The sequence below is a fragment of the Pseudomonas sp. TE3786 genome, from assembly GCF_054057335.1.
This window is the reverse complement of sequence record NZ_JBSRZF010000002.1, coordinates 355,981-370,979: the sequence shown is the minus strand read 5'-3', so window position 1 is coordinate 370,979 and position 14,999 is coordinate 355,981. Positions and strand designations below refer to the sequence as shown.

Below are 14,999 nucleotides of genomic sequence, written 5' to 3'. Positions count from 1 at the left end.
AACGAGGCGTTGGAAGCGGTCAGCACCCGGGAGACCACCTCGTTGACGTGGTGGGTGGCTTTGGCCACGTCCTTGATCGACTGGTGGATACGCTCGACAAACCGGTTGAACGAAGCCCCCATCTGGCCGAACTCATCGTGGCGCAGCACCACCAGGCGGCGGGTCAGATCGCCCTCGCCCTCGGCGATATCCTGCATGGCCTTGCCCATTACAAACAGCGGCTGCATCAGCACGTTAATCAGGATGCCGAGCAAGGTGATAATGGCGACCACCGCTATCACCGTGGCAAGTGCCGCGGTTACGCGAAATTCTTTGAGCATGGAAAAAGCGAACGACTGCTCCAGAGCCAGACCCAGCTGCCAGTTCGCCGAAGCGATGCCCTGCATCGGGGTGAACTGCACCAGCAGGTCTTCGCCGTTGGCCTGAACATCGCTCAAGCCGCTTTTTGCCACCAGACCGCTACCGGGGAAGGCCTCGGCCAGGGTTTTGAGGATCAGATCCTTGTTCGGGTGGATGAGAATCTTGCCGTCGCTGCTGACGATAAAGGCATGGCCGTGGCCATCGAAGTCCAGCGAGTTGATGGTAGCGCTGACGCTAGCCAGGTCGATGTCGGCACCGGCTACACCAATGATCTGGCCGCCCTGTTTGACCGGGGTAGCGACGGTGATCACCAGCTTGCCCGAGGAGGCGGCGATGTAGGGTTCGGTGACTACGGTCTGCCCCGCCGCCATCGCCGCCTTGTACCAGCCACGGGCGCGTGGGTCGTAATCTGCGGCACGCGAACCGGCCGGTACGGAGAACATCAGGCCATCGGTGCCGCCGAAATAGCTGAGCTGAAAGGCGCTGCCATACACCGGCAGGCCGACGATTTGTTTCAGGGTGTCCGGTGCGGCACCCTGGTTGCCGATCTGCTGGGCCATGGAGTCCACCAGGGCCATATTGCCGCGCAGCCAGGTCTGGATATTGGAGGTGGTCAGCGCCCCCAACTCACCCATGGAGCGTGCCGCGTCCACGCGCAGGGTCTGGCGCTGTTGGTAGTCGTTGAACAGCACAAAGACGGTAAAGGCAAAAACTACGGTTAAGCCCGCCGCTAGCAAAATCTTGTGGCGAAACTTCAAATTGAGCGCCATTCCATCGTTCTCCAGGCATTAAGGTGTTGTATGGCTGCTATCGGCGGCCACGGGCGATCCGTTAACCTTTCCGACCAGCGTAACGGTGCGCACACCGCGCCCACGAATCGCGGCGGCGTAGGTTGCGCCATACGCGGCAAAAAATCGTTCAGGTTAGCGACGCGGTTTGGCTCTGGCGGTCGGTTCGGCGACCAAAGGGTCATCGGGCCAATAATGTTTCGGGTAGCGGCCCTTCAATTCCTTCTTCACTTCGGCGTAGGTGCTGCGCCAGAAGTTGGCCAGGTCCTGCGTTACTTGCACCGGCTTGCGCCCAGGTGAGAGTAGATGCAGTTTCACCACCTGGCGGCCGCCGGCAATCCGCGGCGTATCGGCCAGGCCGAACAGCTCCTGCATGCGTACCGCGAGCACCGGCGGTTCTTCGTGGTAGTCGATGCCGATACGCGAGCCGGAGGGCACCTCGATGGTCTTCGGTGCCAGCTCTTCCAGACGCTGCGGCAGCGGCCAGGGCAACAGGGTTTGCAGCATGTTGTGCAGGTCCAGATTGCCGAAATGGCTCAGCCGGGTGACTTTGCCCAGGTAAGGTTGCAGCCATTTCTCCAGACTGGCGAGCAACGCCGCGTCGCTGACATCCGGCCATTCGCTGCTGCTGCCGTTGGCCAGGTCGAGGCGGCGCAACAAACCAATACGCGCCTGCCATTGGCGCTGCTCGGGTTTCCACGGCAACAGCTCCAGGCCCTTGCGTCGCACCAGGCCAAGCAAGGCGCGACTGCGGGAGTCTTGGTCGAGGTCTTTCAGCGGTTCGCGATTGAGCACCAGCTCACCAACTCGCCATTGGCGTTCGGCCTTGAGCGCGCCTTCGCGTTCGTCCCATTCCAGCTCCTCACGCACGCTGACTTGCTCGCGCAAAACGCCATCGAACAGCGCCGGTTCCAACTCGGCAGCCAGATAAATACGTTCTTCGCGCTGGCCCTGGCGGCTGCCCAGTTCGGCGACCACCAGCCAGGGTTGTTTCATCAAGGCATCCGGCTCACCGAACTGCGCAGCGCGGCCGTTGGCCAGCCGGTATTCGCCACCGCCGGCACGCCGCTGCTGGGCCACGCGGTCGGGATAGGCAAAGGCCAACAAGGCACCGAGCCAACGCGGGTGATCCGGGTCGCTGACCGGCTCGGTAGGTTTGCCACGCAGGTAGCTTTTGAATTGCTTGGCCAATTGCCGGGCCCGCTGCACCCCGCCCTGCCCGCCTCGGTGACCACGCTCTTCACCACTGAGCAAGGCCAGGCGACTGTGCAGATCGGCACCGCCGCCGCGCTGGATATCACGCTCACCGAGCAACGCGGCGACATCGCAGGCCAGATTGCCCAGGCCCAGGGCCTGGCCACGCAACAATAAATGCGCGATGCGCGGATGCGCCGGCAGTTCGGCCATGGCCTGGCCGTGGGGCGTCAGTTGGCCGTTGCTCTGCAGGGCACCGAGGCGCACCAGCAGGTCCTGGGCCTGGGCATAGGATGCAGTGGGCGGCGCATCCAGCCAGGTCAGTTCCTGCGGGGTCACCCCCCAACGCGCCAGCTGCAGGGCCAGGCCGGCGAGGTCGGCCTGGAGAATCTCCGCGCTGCCATATGCGGCCATCTGCTCGTGCTGCGCCTGCGACCACAGGCGATAGCAGGAACCCGGCTGCAAACGCCCGGCACGCCCGGCGCGCTGGGTGGCACTGGCGCGGGAGATGCGCTGGGTATCCAGGCGGGTCATACCGCTGCCGGGGTCGAAACGCGGCACCCGGGCAAATCCGGCGTCCACCACCACGCGTACGCCATCGATGGTCAGGCTGGTCTCGGCGATATTGGTGGCCAGCACCACTTTGCGTTTGCCCACAGGGGCCGGTTCGATGGCGGCGCGCTGGGCGCTGAGGTCGAGTTCGCCGTGCAGCGGGCAGAGCAGAATATCGCTGCGCCCGTTCAAGGCTTCAGCGAGTTGATCGTTAACCCGGCGGATCTCCCCCTGCCCCGGCAGAAATACCAGCACGCTGCCCGGTTCATCGTTAAGGGCCTGCAGCACGGTCTGCACCGCCCGCGGCTCCAGGCCTTCCTTGGCGTACGGACCGGCAGGCTGGAATGGCCGCCCCCAGTGAGTTTCCACGGGGAACATGCGCCCTTCGCTGCGCACCACCGGGGCGTTGTCGAGCAGCGCGGACAAGCGCTCACCTTCCAGGGTGGCGGACATCAGCAGCACCTTCAGGGGCGGCTCATCACGCAGCAAGGCGCGGCCATTGAGGGTCAGGGCCAGGGCCAGATCGGCGTCCAGGCTACGCTCATGGAATTCGTCGAAGATCACCAGACCGACGCCTTCCAGCGCCGGGTCGTCCTGCAGACGCCGGGCAAGAATGCCCTCGGTGACCACCTCGATGCGGGTGGCCGCACTGACTTTGCTTTCCAGACGAATGCGGTAGCCCACTGTGTTGCCGACGGCCTCACCCAATTCGCTGGCCAGGCGCTCGGCCGCTGCACGCGCGGCCAGGCGCCGCGGTTCAAGCATGATGATCGACTGCCCGGCCAGCCAGCTTTCCTGCAACAACGCCAGCGGCACACGGGTGGTTTTACCCGCGCCGGGCGGTGCTTCCAGCACGGCCTCATGGCGCTCGGCCAGGGCGGCGCGCAGAGCGGGCAAAACGTCGTCGATGGGCAATGGAGTCATGGGCATGTCATTGGCGCGAGGCAAAGTCGGGCGGCGATTATAGCGGCGAACGCCAACGGGCTTTGCACAGTCTCAGTTACAGCAGGGCAGTCGCAGGATTAGCGCCTAAAACGCGTGCGCCTGCTGCTTCGCGGCCAATCAGCCTTTATAGTTGCACGACTATTTCCTTGGAGGTGCTTATGCACATGCGGACTCGTGTTGTTGGTGGTGCGTTGATCGTTGCGTTGCTCACTCAGTTGACGGCCTGCGGCAGCATTTTCTTCCCGGATCGTCGTGGCCAGATCGAAGGCAAGATCGATCCGGTGGTGGCAGGTCTCGATGCCATCGGCCTGCTGTTCTATATCATCCCCGGCCTGATCGCCTTCAGCATCGACTTTGCCACCGGTGCCATTTACTTCCCCGAAGGCCAGAGCGCGCAGATCGATCCACAGAAACTGCAGGACACCATCGGTACCGATGGCAAGGTCGACAACGTGCGCCTGAAAGCGCTGATCGAGCAGGAAACCGGTCGCACCCTGCCACTCGATGATCCCCGTCTGATCCAGCACAGCGGCAGCCTGCAACAGCTGGCCGCGTTCGGTCTGCAGCCCGCCGCATGAAATTGACCCAGGCGCACGAGCGCCTGCTGCGTCAGGCCACCTTTGCCTCGCTGACGGTAGCGATCGTTCTGATCGTCGCCAAAGGCGTGGCCTGGTGGCTGAGCGGTTCGGTCAGCCTGCTGGCGGGGCTCACCGACTCGCTGCTGGATGGCGCGGCATCGCTGCTCAATCTGTTGGCCGTGCACTATTCGTTGCGCCCGGCCGATGACGATCACCGCTACGGCCACGGCAAAGCGGAAGCGTTGTCAGCGATTGCCCAGGCACTGTTTATTGCCGTGAGTGCGGTGCTGGTGGCGATTCAGGCGGTGGAGCATCTGCGCCATCCCGAGCCCCTGGGTTCGCCGGAACTGGGCATCGCGGTGATGCTGCTGTCGCTGGCGCTGACCCTGGCCTTGCTGGCATTCCAATACCGGGTGATCCGCATCACCGGCTCCACGGCGATTCGTGCCGACTCCTTGCACTACCGCTCCGACCTGCTGCTTAACGGCAGCATTCTGGCGGCCCTGGTACTGGCCTGGTTTGGCTGGCAGCAGCTGGATGCGTTGTTCGGGTTAGGGATTTCGGTCTACATCCTGTGGAGCGCGGTGCAGATTGTCCGCGAGGCGATTGCCGTACTGATGGATGAAGAGCTGCCGACGGATGTCAGCACGCAGATGCTCGAACTGGCTTGCCAGGTGCCCGGCGTGCTTGGAGCCCATGACCTGCGCACACGGATTTCCGGCTCGCACTGGTTTGTGCAGCTGCATCTGGAATTGCCGGGGGAGCTGAGCCTGACCGTGGCACACGATCTGTGCGAGCAGGTGGAGCAAGCCATTATCGCCGCCTACCCACGGGCCGAAGTGCTGGTGCATGCCGATCCGCAGGAAGTGGTGAGACCGCGCTGACTTCTTCGTTTCCAGGCCCATCAATCGCGGCTGAAGCCGCTCCTACGAGGTGTGTTTCCACCGTAGGAGCGGCTTCAGCCGCGATGTTTTTGATCTTCCTCAGTTCACGCTATATCCACGCCCGGCCATACAGGCACCGAGCGAACGACGGTAGATATCCGCCACATTCGCCGCCGGGGCGTAGCTGGCTTGCGAGGGATCGAAGCCGCTCTGGTTGACGGCCCAGCGGTGGCAGTCGTAGCGGTCCTGCGCGACTTGCGCTTCGCTCTGCCCGCGGGCCGGATAGGCCACTACGTCGTAGCCGTTACCCTGCCAGCCGTTGTTGCTGGTTACCTGTGTCGGCGGGTTGGTGACCACGTATTCCTGGCGGTCGGCCTGATAGAGGTAGTAGGTGCCGGCGGCGATAAAATACAGCGAACTGCCAATCCACAGCTGCTCGGCGTATGACGGCAAGGTGCGCACCCGCACGCCATAAGGTGGGGTGACGACGACATAGCTGGGACCATAAGGGCGGTACCAGTAGCCGTCGGCGTAGTAGTAATCGATGCCGCCGTGGGGTACGCGCCAGCGGCCCTGGGGAATGGTGTCGACTCGATAGCCCGGCTCCCAGCGTGGGCCTGGGCCCCAGCCGCCATCCGGGCGACCACCGTGCCATTGGTTGGCCGGCGGCGGCGACTTGGCACCCAATTGCCGGGCCGGGCCTTGCGGGCCACGGGGTTCATTGTTGCTGGAGTGGCCGCGGTCATCGTCATCATGATCGCCGTTATGGCCGTTGCCGTTGTTATTGTCGTAATGCCCTTGGTTGTAGCCGTTCTGGTTGTAGCCGCCCTGGTTGTAGCCACCACTGTTGTAACCATTGCCATAACTGTCGCGGCCGCCGCGGTCATCGCGCTGCGACGAACTGCTGCCGCCCAGGGTACGGGCCGCGCCTTGCGGGCCTGGCTGTTGCTGTTGCTGCTGTTGCGGAGGCCGCAACTGCCCGTTGCCTTGATTGCCTTGACCTTGATTGTTTTGACCTTGATTGCCACCGCCCTGGTGACCACCCTGCCCGCCACCTTGATAGCCGCCACCTGAATTGCTCCGCCCCTGATCACGCTGCGAACCGCCGCCCATCACCGCGCGCGCATCGGGCTTGTCATCATCAGCCAGGGCATTGGCAAACATCGCCAGGGAAAGGACGCTTACACCTGCCAGGCGCCAGATCTGCGACTTCATGACTTCTACTCCAGGGGACAGTTACCGCGAAATGACCTGCCGTCAGTATCGCTGAACGGCGGGCAGTTGTAGCCGATTGGTAACAGCTTCGACAACGGCCGCTTACGGAGTTGCAAGGGCCACCACAGCTGAATAAAAAATAGTTGCCTGCCACCATTCAAGATCGCGCGAGCCAGGCAGGGCAAGGTGCAGACGGCTTTTCAAGCGCTGCGGATCGTTTAGTAACACCCAATAAAAAGGGGGCCTCGCGAGGGCCCCCTTCTAAACTTCTCGTCCGCTGCTGGCGATTGTGTCGCCGCCTGTATCGCCCTCTTGGTTCAGCGGGCGGACCCGGGTGCCTGAGCGACCCGGTGGGATCGGTGGCGCTGGCGCACCTGATTGAGCGGGCCAGTTGGACTTGCGTCCGGGTCATTTAACTTGAGGGAAAGTGTAGGCCTGACCACGCGACAGAGGATTGCGAATATTGCTGATCGAGATATGAGTTGCGCAATCTTTCCCCCTTAACGCACCATGTTGCGCAATCAGAAACGAAAGGGGCGTCATCTTGAACAACCTGGATCGCTACGACCTGAATATTCTCGCCGAATTGCAGCGCGACGCGCGTATCTCCAATCAGGAGCTCGCCGAGCGTATCGGCCTGTCGCCTTCGCCCTGCTCGCGGCGGGTGAAACAGCTGGAAGATGACGGCTATATTCTCCGCCAGGTGGCGCTGCTGGACCGCAAGAAGCTGGGGCTGAGCCTGACCGCCTATGTGCATATCGGCATGGACCGGCACACGCCCGAGCGCTTCGAGCACTTCGAATCGGTGATCAACCAGTGCCCGGAAGTGCTGGAGTGCAGCCTGGTGACGGGCATGGACGCCGACTACCAGCTCAAGGTGGTGGTACCGGATATGGACCACTACCAGAAATTCCTTCTCGGCCAGCTCACCCGTATTGAAGGGGTGACCAGCGTGAAGTCGAGCTTTGTCCTCAACCAGGTAATTTCCAGCACCCAGCTGCCGTTGCAACATCTGCGCAGCTGAACCGGGTGCGGCGACGAAGCTCAGGCCAGAGCCCTGAACGCTGGCGTATAATCGCCGGCCTTGACCCGGCCCTGGTGCCCGGGCAGCACGTTCAAGTCTGGTGAATACCCGAGGTTGTGATGGAACCGGAAAAGTTTGAAGAGTGGATGATGATCATCCTGGTCGGCGGCCTGGTGGCCTTTATGGGCTTTATCGTCTGGGACCTGGCGAAAAAATCCAAAGCCGGCAAATACGGCACCATGGTTCTCTTTCTGGCCCTGGGGCTGGGCGTGTTGGGCTTTATCATCAAGACCGTAGTGATCGGAAGCCTGGAAGGCTTCTGATTCACCGCTTCCCCGGAGGAGCGGCTTCAGCCGCGATTGGCCGGGCCTGAAAACGCAAAGCCCGAGAGCAAAAAGCATCGCGGCTGAAGCCGCTCCCACGGACGGGAGTCAGCGCAGTACGGCATCCACCTCTTTCCACTCCCCCAGCCCCAACCCTTCAATACTCCACGGCCCGATCCGTACCCGTACCAAACGCAAGGTCGGCAACCCCACCGCCGCCGTCATCCGCCGCACCTGGCGATTGCGCCCTTCTTTGATCACCAGCTCCAACCAAGCCGTCGGAATGCTTTTGCGAAAGCGTACCGGCGGATTGCGCTCCCATAAGTGCGGCTCCGGCAGGTGGCGCGCCTCGGCCGGCAAGGTCGGCCCGTCATTCAACGCCAATCCATCACGTAAACGCTGCAACTGCTCTTCGGTGGGCTCACCCTCTACCTGCACCCAGTAGGTTTTCGCCAGCTTGTGTTTGGGGTCGGCGATCCGCGCCTGCAGCTGGCCGTCGTTGGTCAGCAGCAACAGGCCTTCGCTGTCGCGGTCCAGACGCCCGGCCGGGTACACGCCGGGCACCGGGATAAAGTCTTTGAGGGTGCTACGACCCTGTTCGTCGTTGAACTGGGTCAGTACATCAAAGGGCTTGTTGAATAGCAGCAGCTTGGGCTCGGCCGGCGGTGCCTTGGCGACACGGCGCGGTGCCGGGCGGGCAGGTTGGGAGGCAGGGCGAGGTGGGCGGGCCATAAACAATCCGGGAGGGCAAACGGGCGGCACAGTGTAACCCGAGGCCATGCCACGCCATCAGCCTGGCTTATCTCGCTTCAGCAATTACCGTCTATGGTTATTCTGCTGCGTTGCGCCGAACAACCAATCAGGAAGCCCTTGCATGAGCACGTCCGACGTTCAGAAGTTCACCGGTTGGGCCGCCACCGCGCCCAACGCCCCGCTGCAAGCCTATGAGTACGACCCGGGGCCGCTGGGCGCCGAAGAAGTGGAAGTGGCGGTGGAGTTCTGCGGCATCTGCCACTCCGATCAGTCGATGATCGACAACGAATGGGGCCGTACCCGTTACCCGTTTATTCCCGGCCATGAAGTGGTCGGCAAAGTGGTGCGGGTGGGCGATCAGGTGCGCGGCCTGAAGCTGGGCCAGCGCGTCGGCATTGGCTGGAACAAAGGCAGCTGCATGCACTGCGCCTCCTGCATGGAAGGCTCGCACCAGCTGTGCCGCACCGTGCAGCCAACCATTATTGGCGGCAACGGCGGCTTCGCTGATCGCCTGCGCGCTCATTGGGCCTGGGCCATTCCGATTCCCGAGGCCATCGACCCCAGCCTGGCCGGTCCGCTGTTCTGCGCCGGCTCCACGGTGTTCAGCCCGCTGCTGGAGCTGGACATCAAGCCCACCGACCGCGTGGGTGTGGTCGGTATTGGCGGTCTCGGCCACCTGGCACTGAAATTCCTCAATGCCTGGGGCTGCGAGGTGACGGCGTTCACTTCATCGCCGAGCAAACAGGAAGAAGCCCAGCGTCTGGGTGCGCACCAGGCGGTGGCCTCTACCGATGCTGCGGCGATGAAAGCCATTGCTGGCACCCTGGATTTCCTGCTGGTTACCGCCAGCGCCGATCTCAACTGGAATGCCCTGCTCACCACCTTGCGTGGCCGCGGCCGCCTGCACTTTGTTGGCATTGTGCCCAGCGATATTCCGGTGAATGTGTTTAGCCTGATCCCCGCGCAGAAGGCCATTTCCGGTTCCCCGGTGGGCTCGCCGGCCAATATGGCGAAGATGCTGGAGTTCTGTGCCCGCCACCAGATCGTGCCGCAGGTGGAGATGTTTCCGATGAGCAAGGTCAACGAGGCCATCGACCATCTGCGTGCCGGCAAGGCCCGCTACCGTGTGGTGCTGGACGCCAGCCAGTAGTTGCAAAACATGTAAGGGCGCAGGCAAACCGCAGCCGCCGTGCTAGGTTTGCCTGCATCTTCCCTGCATGAGTTTTCTCCATGCCCCGTAGCCTGCGCCCTACCTGGTTGCTGAGCCTGCTGACCCTGGTCGGCTGCAACAACTCCGCCTATCAAGGCCCCGCCAGCGATCACTTCGATGGCGAGCGTTTTCACAATATCCAGCCCACCCCGCATAAAAGCTTTGCCGACCTGCTCAAGTGGCAGCTCAACCGCGAGCGCACCGACGCCTGGGTGGCACAACCTGCTGTGCAAACCCCGCCGGTGCTACGTGAACGGGTACCGGGCGAAGAGTTGCAAGCCACCTATATCAACCACGCCACCGTGCTGCTGCAGACCCAGGGCCTGAATATCCTCACCGACCCGGTATGGTCCAAGCGGGTCAGCCCGTTCAGCTTTATCGGCCCGAAACGCTTTCAACAGCCGGGGCTGAGTATCGACCAGCTACCGCCGATTGATCTGATTCTGGTCAGCCACAACCACTACGACCACCTCGATCTGCAAAGCTTGCGCCAGTTGGCTCTGCGCTTCCCGCTGGCCAAGGTGGTGACGGGCTTGGGCAACGGCGAGCTGATCAAGCAAACCGGTTTCGCCGATGTGGCAGAGATCGATTGGTGGCAAGCGTTGAGCATCAGCCCGACCCTGAGCGTGCATGGCGTGCCGGTGCAGCATTGGTCGGCACGCACCCGCACCGATACCAATCACACCCTGTGGCTGGGCTTCGTCCTGCAGGCACCGGGTGGGCCACTGCTGTTTCCGGGAGATACCGGGCTGGGGCCGGAATTCAAGCTGATCAACCAGCGCTTCGGGCCGATGCGTTTTGCCCTGCTGCCGATAGGTGCCTACGCGCCGCGCTGGTTTATGCGCGACCACCATATGAACCCCGACGATGCCGTCCAGGCGCACCGGCAGTTGCAAGCGAAGAACAGCCTGGCGATTCACTTCGGGGTTTTCCGCCTGACCGACGAAGGCCAGTTCGCCCCGCCGGCCGACCTGGCGGCGGCGTTGCAGGAACAGCAAGTGGACCCGCAGACCTTTCGCGTGCCACAGCCTGGGGATACGTGGCAGGTGCCCTAAAAACACATGCCCGTAGGAGCGGCTTCAGCCGCGAAGCTCTTGATCTTAAGAGCATCGCGGCTGAAGCCGCTCCTACGGGGTTGCTTTAAGGCCGGGATTACCTGAACGGCGGCTCGTCGAAGCTGCGCAGTTTGCGTGAGTGCAGGGAGTCGAGTTGGGTGCGCATCAGGTCCAGGGCAGCGATGCCGATGTTCAAATGCTGGCTCACCGCGCGCTCGTAAAACGCCCCGGCCGCGCCCGGCAGTTTGATTTCGCTGTGCAGCGGTTTGTCCGAGACACACAGCAAGGTGCCGTAGGGCACGCGCAGACGATAACCCTGGGCGGCGATGGTGCCGCTTTCCATATCCACGGCAATGGCGCGGGCCAGGTTGATCAGCGGCCGCTCCTGGGCCCAGCGCAGCTCCCAGTTACGGTCGTCGTAGGTCAGCACGGTGCCGGTGCGCAGGCGCCGTTTCAGCGCTTCGCCCTTCTCGCCGGTAACCGCAGCAGCAGCCTCCTGCAAGGCCAGCTGCACTTCGGCCAGGGCCGGAATCGGAATATTCGGCGGCACCACGCGGTCGAGAATACCGTCGCGGCGCATATAGGCGTGGGCCAGCACGTAGTCGCCAATGGTCTGCGACTGACGCAGGCCACCGCAGTGGCCAATCATCAACCAGCAATGCGGGCGCAGCACGGCCAGGTGGTCGGTGATGTTCTTCGCGTTGGACGGGCCGACACCGATATTCACCAGGGTCACACCATGGCCATCGGCGGCGATCAGGTGGTAGGCCGGCATCTGGTAACGGTGCCAGACCACCGCATCGGCGACTGCCTGGGCATCTTCTTCGGACGTGCCGCGTTCGATGATCACATTGCCCGGCAGCACCATGCGCACATAGCGCGGGTCGTCGCGCAGTTGCGCCAGGCCGTGGCGGATAAATTGGTCCACATAACGGTGGTAGTTGGTCAGCAGAATCCATGGCTGCACATGCCGCCAGTCGCTGCCGGTGTAATGCACCAGGCGGCGCAGGGAGAAGTCCACCCGCGCCGCGTCGAACAGCGCCAGAGGCAGCGGATCGATGTTTTGCCAGTCGTACAGGCCGTCGGCGATGCCATCGGTGGCGGCGGATAGATCGGTGCTCGGGAATACCCGCGACAACTCGGCGGCAGTCACGCCGGAACCGGCCAGCTCATCGCCGGCTTCCACCACATAGGGGTACGGAATGTTCTGCTCGCTGACGCCCACTTCCACCTTGACGGTGAAGTCGTTCATCAACGGGCGCAGTTGTTCCAGCAGGTATTTACGAAAGGCTGCGGGGTGGGTGACGGTGATGGCATAGGTACCGGGCACCTGCACCTTGGCGTAGGCGCGCACGGTGGTGGGCACTTCGCCCTGGGTTTGGTAGGTCAGGCGCAGTTCGGGGTAGCGAAAGCGGTCGCGCTGGCCGGGCTCGGGTTTGGTGCGATCTTTGAGGTAGGCCTTGAGCGCCTGACTCAGGCCATCCACAGCTGCCTGGTGCAGTGCGGCAAGGCGGTCCACCGCTTCTTCCGGGGTGTATGCAATGACAAAACTCTCGGTGCTACTGGTCACGTTCGGCCTTCCTGTCTGGACTCGCATGGCTCTATCTTGCCTGCATTGTCAGGAAAAGGCATGAGGGACTGAGCAACGCCGCCTTCGTAGGAGCGGCTTTAGCCGCGATGCTTTCATCTCAACAGCATCGCGGCTGAAGCCGCTCCTACGAGGGCTACAATCAAGCCATCAGGTGCGGGGTACTGCGCGCAACGAGGGCTTCGGCGTCGATACCGCGCGGCAAGGTGCCGTACACGCGACCACCCTGGCCCAGACGGCTGGCGATAAAGGCGTCGGCCACCAGCGCATTGCCACCTTCAAGCAGCAGTTTGGCTTGCAGGCCGACGGCGACATCTTCGGTGAGCTGGCGGGCGCGGTACTGGATGTCGGCGGTATCGCGGAAGCCCGCCTTCAAGCCTTCGATATGCGCTTTCAAACGCGCATCGCCGTGACCATCGCCCAGCTCGGCAAACAGCACATCGAGGACACCCGGCTCTTTCGACAGGGCGCGCAGCACGTCCAGGCACTGCACGTTGCCGGAACCTTCCCAGGTGGAGTTCACCGGTGCTTCGCGGTACAGGCGCGGCAGGATGCTGTCTTCCACATAACCCGCGCCGCCCATGCATTCGGCGGCCTCATTGATCATTGCGGGGGCGCGTTTGCAGATCCAGTACTTGCCCACCGCAGTCACCAGCCGGGCGAATTTGTCTTCCTGTTCGTCATGGGCGTTATCCAGCGCCTTGGCCATGCGCATGCTCAGGGCAATGGCTGCCTCGCTTTCCAGCGCCAGATCGGCCAGCACGTTCTGCATCAACGCCTGCTCGCTCAGCAGTCGGCCACCGACACGGCGGTGCGCGCAGTGATGGGCGGCCTGGCTCAAGGCCTGACGCATCAGGGCGCTGGAGCCGACCATGCAGTCGAAGCGGGTCAGCGAAACCATTTCGATAATGGTCGGCACCCCGCGGCCTTCTTCACCGAGCATCCAGGCCAGGGCGCCGCGGTACTCCACTTCGCTGGAGGCGTTGGACCAGTTACCCAGTTTGTTTTTCAGGCGCTGGATATAGAACTCGTTGCGCGTGCCATCTGGACGGTGGCGCGGCAGCAAGAAGCAGCTCAGGCCCTTGTCGGTTTGCGCCAGGGTCAGAAACGCATCGCACATCGGTGCCGAGCAGAACCACTTGTGGCCCACCAGTTCATAAGCCTGGCCTGGGCCGGGAATGCCCACGGGATAAGCACGGGTGGTGTTGGCGCGCACATCGGTGCCGCCCTGCTTTTCGGTCATGGCCATACCGATGGTGACGCCGGCCTTCTGGCCCATCGGCAGGTTGCGCGGGTCGTATTCGGTGGCGAGGATTTTCGGCAGCCAGATTTCGGCCACATCCGGCTGAATGCGCAGGGCCGGCACACTGGCAAAGGTCATGGTCAGCGGGCAGCCACTGCCGGCTTCGGCCTGGCTGTGCATATAGGTCATGGCGGCGCGGGCGACGTTGGCGCCGGCGCGCGGATCGGTCCAGGGCAGCGAGGTCAGGCCGTGCTCGACGGCGGCCTGCATCAACTGGTGGTAGGCCGGGTGAAACTCCACCAGGTCGATGCGATGGCCATAGCGGTCATGGCTTTTGAATACCGGTTTGTTTTCGTTGGCGAGAAAACCGGCGGCCATCAGCGGACCACCTGCCAGAGCGCCGTAGGCATCGATACGCTGCTGCGCCCAGGCACCACCGAAGTGGCGGGTCCAGTCCTGCAGCGGCAAGTCGGCGCGGTACAGGTTGATGCCATCGAGGGCGGGCGGCTGGTTGCTGACTTCGTGGGTTTCGGCGAGTACGGCGTGGTTCATGGCAGTAACTCCTCAGCGCAGGCTTCACGGGATGCGAGTGCGCGCAGACAGAAAGAGACCAAAGCGGCGCTGACGTCCGCCAATTGTTGTGTGGGTTCACCGGCCTCACGGGCGGCGCGGGCTTGCGGCGACAACGGGCCGACCAGGGCTTCGCTGATGGCACCCACCAGGCAGGCGGCGCTGATGGCGATGGATGAAGTGCGGAATGCGCCGGACTGCACGCCTTCGGCGATCAACGTGCCGAGCAGGTCGGCATAGGCCTCGCGGTATACCAGGCGGCTTTCGTCGACTTCGGGGTCAACGGGTTCGGCGATCAGGGCAAACGCCAAACGGCGGCTCTGCCAGGCGCGGTCGGCAAATTGATGCAGGGCTGCCGCCAGGCGCTGCGGCTCGCTGCCCGGCAGCGCCAGCGACGCGGCCAGGGCGTCCACCTCGCGCTGACTGGCGCGGGTAAAGACTTCCGCCGCCAGCTCACCCTTGCCGCGAAAGTGCCGGTACAGGCTGCCGGTGGCGATGCCCACGCGTTCGGCCAGGCCGTGCATGGTCAGCGCGGCAAAACCACCCTCCACCACCAGCAGCAGGGCACAGTCGAGAATGCGTTCGCGCTGTTCCTGGTCGCGGTCGATACGGGCGGCGCTGTGACGGTAAGCCATAGTCTGAATCCTGATTCATTTGATTGCAGTGAATCATGGTTCAGAGTTTGGATGAAGGGGCATTCCAGCCAAAGAAGAAGGT

12 protein-coding genes and 1 pseudogene are annotated in these 14,999 nt (G+C 63.1%); 6 read left to right on the top strand and 7 right to left on the bottom strand.

Annotated features, from left to right (window positions below; translation table 11 throughout):
- Nucleotides 1-92 precede the first annotated feature (92 nt).
- Together ACVW0Y_RS04110 and hrpB are read right to left on the bottom strand one after the other, a co-directional pair.
- A pseudogene (locus ACVW0Y_RS04110) lies at nucleotides 93-938 on the bottom strand (cache domain-containing protein); the annotation flags it as partial.
- A 345-nt stretch (nucleotides 939-1,283) separates the two neighbouring features.
- Nucleotides 1,284-3,818, bottom strand: a complete 2,535-nt coding sequence (gene hrpB / locus ACVW0Y_RS04105) for an ATP-dependent helicase HrpB (protein WP_457436244.1) — start codon at nucleotides 3,816-3,818, stop codon at nucleotides 1,284-1,286.
- A 179-nt stretch (nucleotides 3,819-3,997) separates the two neighbouring features.
- Between hrpB and ACVW0Y_RS04100 the strand changes: the two genes are divergently transcribed.
- Together ACVW0Y_RS04100 and ACVW0Y_RS04095 are read left to right on the top strand one after the other, a co-directional pair.
- Nucleotides 3,998-4,417 (top strand): polyribonucleotide nucleotidyltransferase, encoded by a 420-nt coding sequence (locus ACVW0Y_RS04100; RefSeq protein ID WP_457436243.1) that lies wholly within the window; start codon nucleotides 3,998-4,000, stop codon nucleotides 4,415-4,417.
- A complete protein-coding gene (locus ACVW0Y_RS04095; protein ID WP_457436242.1) occupies nucleotides 4,414-5,301 on the top strand; it encodes a cation diffusion facilitator family transporter in 888 nt (295 codons plus the stop codon). Before ACVW0Y_RS04100 ends, ACVW0Y_RS04095 begins: the two co-directional genes overlap by 4 nt.
- Nucleotides 5,302-5,400: 99 nt before the next feature.
- On the opposite strand, the gene ACVW0Y_RS04090 is transcribed toward ACVW0Y_RS04095, so the two are convergent.
- Nucleotides 5,401-6,516: a DUF6515 family protein gene (locus tag ACVW0Y_RS04090; protein ID WP_457436241.1), complete on the bottom strand. Its 1,116-nt coding sequence runs from the start codon at nucleotides 6,514-6,516 to the stop codon at nucleotides 5,401-5,403.
- A 544-nt stretch (nucleotides 6,517-7,060) separates the two neighbouring features.
- Between ACVW0Y_RS04090 and ACVW0Y_RS04085 the strand changes: the two genes are divergently transcribed.
- Nucleotides 7,061-7,540 (top strand): Lrp/AsnC family transcriptional regulator, encoded by a 480-nt coding sequence (locus ACVW0Y_RS04085; RefSeq protein WP_108096230.1) that lies wholly within the window; start codon nucleotides 7,061-7,063, stop codon nucleotides 7,538-7,540.
- Between the two features lie 119 nt (nucleotides 7,541-7,659).
- A complete protein-coding gene (locus ACVW0Y_RS04080) occupies nucleotides 7,660-7,863 on the top strand; it encodes a DUF2788 domain-containing protein (RefSeq protein WP_108096231.1) in 204 nt (67 codons plus the stop codon).
- Nucleotides 7,864-7,971: 108 nt separating this feature from the next.
- Here ACVW0Y_RS04080 and ACVW0Y_RS04075 read toward each other — a convergent pair whose 3' ends face one another.
- Nucleotides 7,972-8,595, bottom strand: coding sequence for a pseudouridine synthase (locus tag ACVW0Y_RS04075; protein WP_457436239.1), 624 nt, complete (start codon nucleotides 8,593-8,595; stop codon nucleotides 7,972-7,974).
- 142 nt (nucleotides 8,596-8,737) lie between these two features.
- On the opposite strand from ACVW0Y_RS04075, the gene ahr reads away from it, so the two are divergent.
- Nucleotides 8,738-9,766 (top strand): NADPH-dependent aldehyde reductase Ahr, encoded by a 1,029-nt coding sequence (ahr, locus tag ACVW0Y_RS04070; protein ID WP_457436238.1) that lies wholly within the window; start codon nucleotides 8,738-8,740, stop codon nucleotides 9,764-9,766.
- Between the two features lie 80 nt (nucleotides 9,767-9,846).
- A complete protein-coding gene (locus ACVW0Y_RS04065; RefSeq protein WP_457436236.1) occupies nucleotides 9,847-10,881 on the top strand; it encodes an MBL fold metallo-hydrolase in 1,035 nt (344 codons plus the stop codon).
- Nucleotides 10,882-10,978: 97 nt separating this feature from the next.
- Here the strand turns inward: ACVW0Y_RS04065 and amn are convergent, their stop codons facing one another.
- The 3 genes from amn to ACVW0Y_RS04050 form a co-directional block, all read right to left on the bottom strand.
- Nucleotides 10,979-12,451, bottom strand: coding sequence for an AMP nucleosidase (gene amn / locus ACVW0Y_RS04060; protein WP_457436235.1), 1,473 nt, complete (start codon nucleotides 12,449-12,451; stop codon nucleotides 10,979-10,981).
- 160 nt (nucleotides 12,452-12,611) lie between these two features.
- On the bottom strand, nucleotides 12,612-14,264 hold the full coding sequence (locus ACVW0Y_RS04055) for an acyl-CoA dehydrogenase family protein (RefSeq protein ID WP_457436233.1): 1,653 nt from the start codon (nucleotides 14,262-14,264) through the stop codon (nucleotides 12,612-12,614).
- Nucleotides 14,261-14,917 (bottom strand): TetR/AcrR family transcriptional regulator, encoded by a 657-nt coding sequence (locus ACVW0Y_RS04050; protein ID WP_457436231.1) that lies wholly within the window; start codon nucleotides 14,915-14,917, stop codon nucleotides 14,261-14,263. Before ACVW0Y_RS04050 ends, ACVW0Y_RS04055 begins: the two co-directional genes overlap by 4 nt.
- Between the last annotated feature and the right edge of the window lie 82 nt (nucleotides 14,918-14,999).

Coding starts and splice junctions, on each gene's coding strand:
- ACVW0Y_RS04100 (WP_457436243.1), top strand. CDS start 3,998: ATGCACATGCGGACTCGTGTTGTTGGTGGTGCGTTGATCGTTGCGTTG.
- hrpB (WP_457436244.1), bottom strand. CDS start 3,818: ATGACTCCATTGCCCATCGACGACGTTTTGCCCGCTCTGCGCGCCGCC.
- ACVW0Y_RS04090 (WP_457436241.1), bottom strand. CDS start 6,516: ATGAAGTCGCAGATCTGGCGCCTGGCAGGTGTAAGCGTCCTTTCCCTG.
- ACVW0Y_RS04095 (WP_457436242.1), top strand. CDS start 4,414: ATGAAATTGACCCAGGCGCACGAGCGCCTGCTGCGTCAGGCCACCTTT.
- ACVW0Y_RS04065 (WP_457436236.1), top strand. CDS start 9,847: ATGCCCCGTAGCCTGCGCCCTACCTGGTTGCTGAGCCTGCTGACCCTG.
- ACVW0Y_RS04050 (WP_457436231.1), bottom strand. CDS start 14,917: ATGGCTTACCGTCACAGCGCCGCCCGTATCGACCGCGACCAGGAACAG.
- ACVW0Y_RS04055 (WP_457436233.1), bottom strand. CDS start 14,264: ATGAACCACGCCGTACTCGCCGAAACCCACGAAGTCAGCAACCAGCCG.
- ACVW0Y_RS04080 (WP_108096231.1), top strand. CDS start 7,660: ATGGAACCGGAAAAGTTTGAAGAGTGGATGATGATCATCCTGGTCGGC.
- ahr (WP_457436238.1), top strand. CDS start 8,738: ATGAGCACGTCCGACGTTCAGAAGTTCACCGGTTGGGCCGCCACCGCG.
- ACVW0Y_RS04075 (WP_457436239.1), bottom strand. CDS start 8,595: ATGGCCCGCCCACCTCGCCCTGCCTCCCAACCTGCCCGCCCGGCACCG.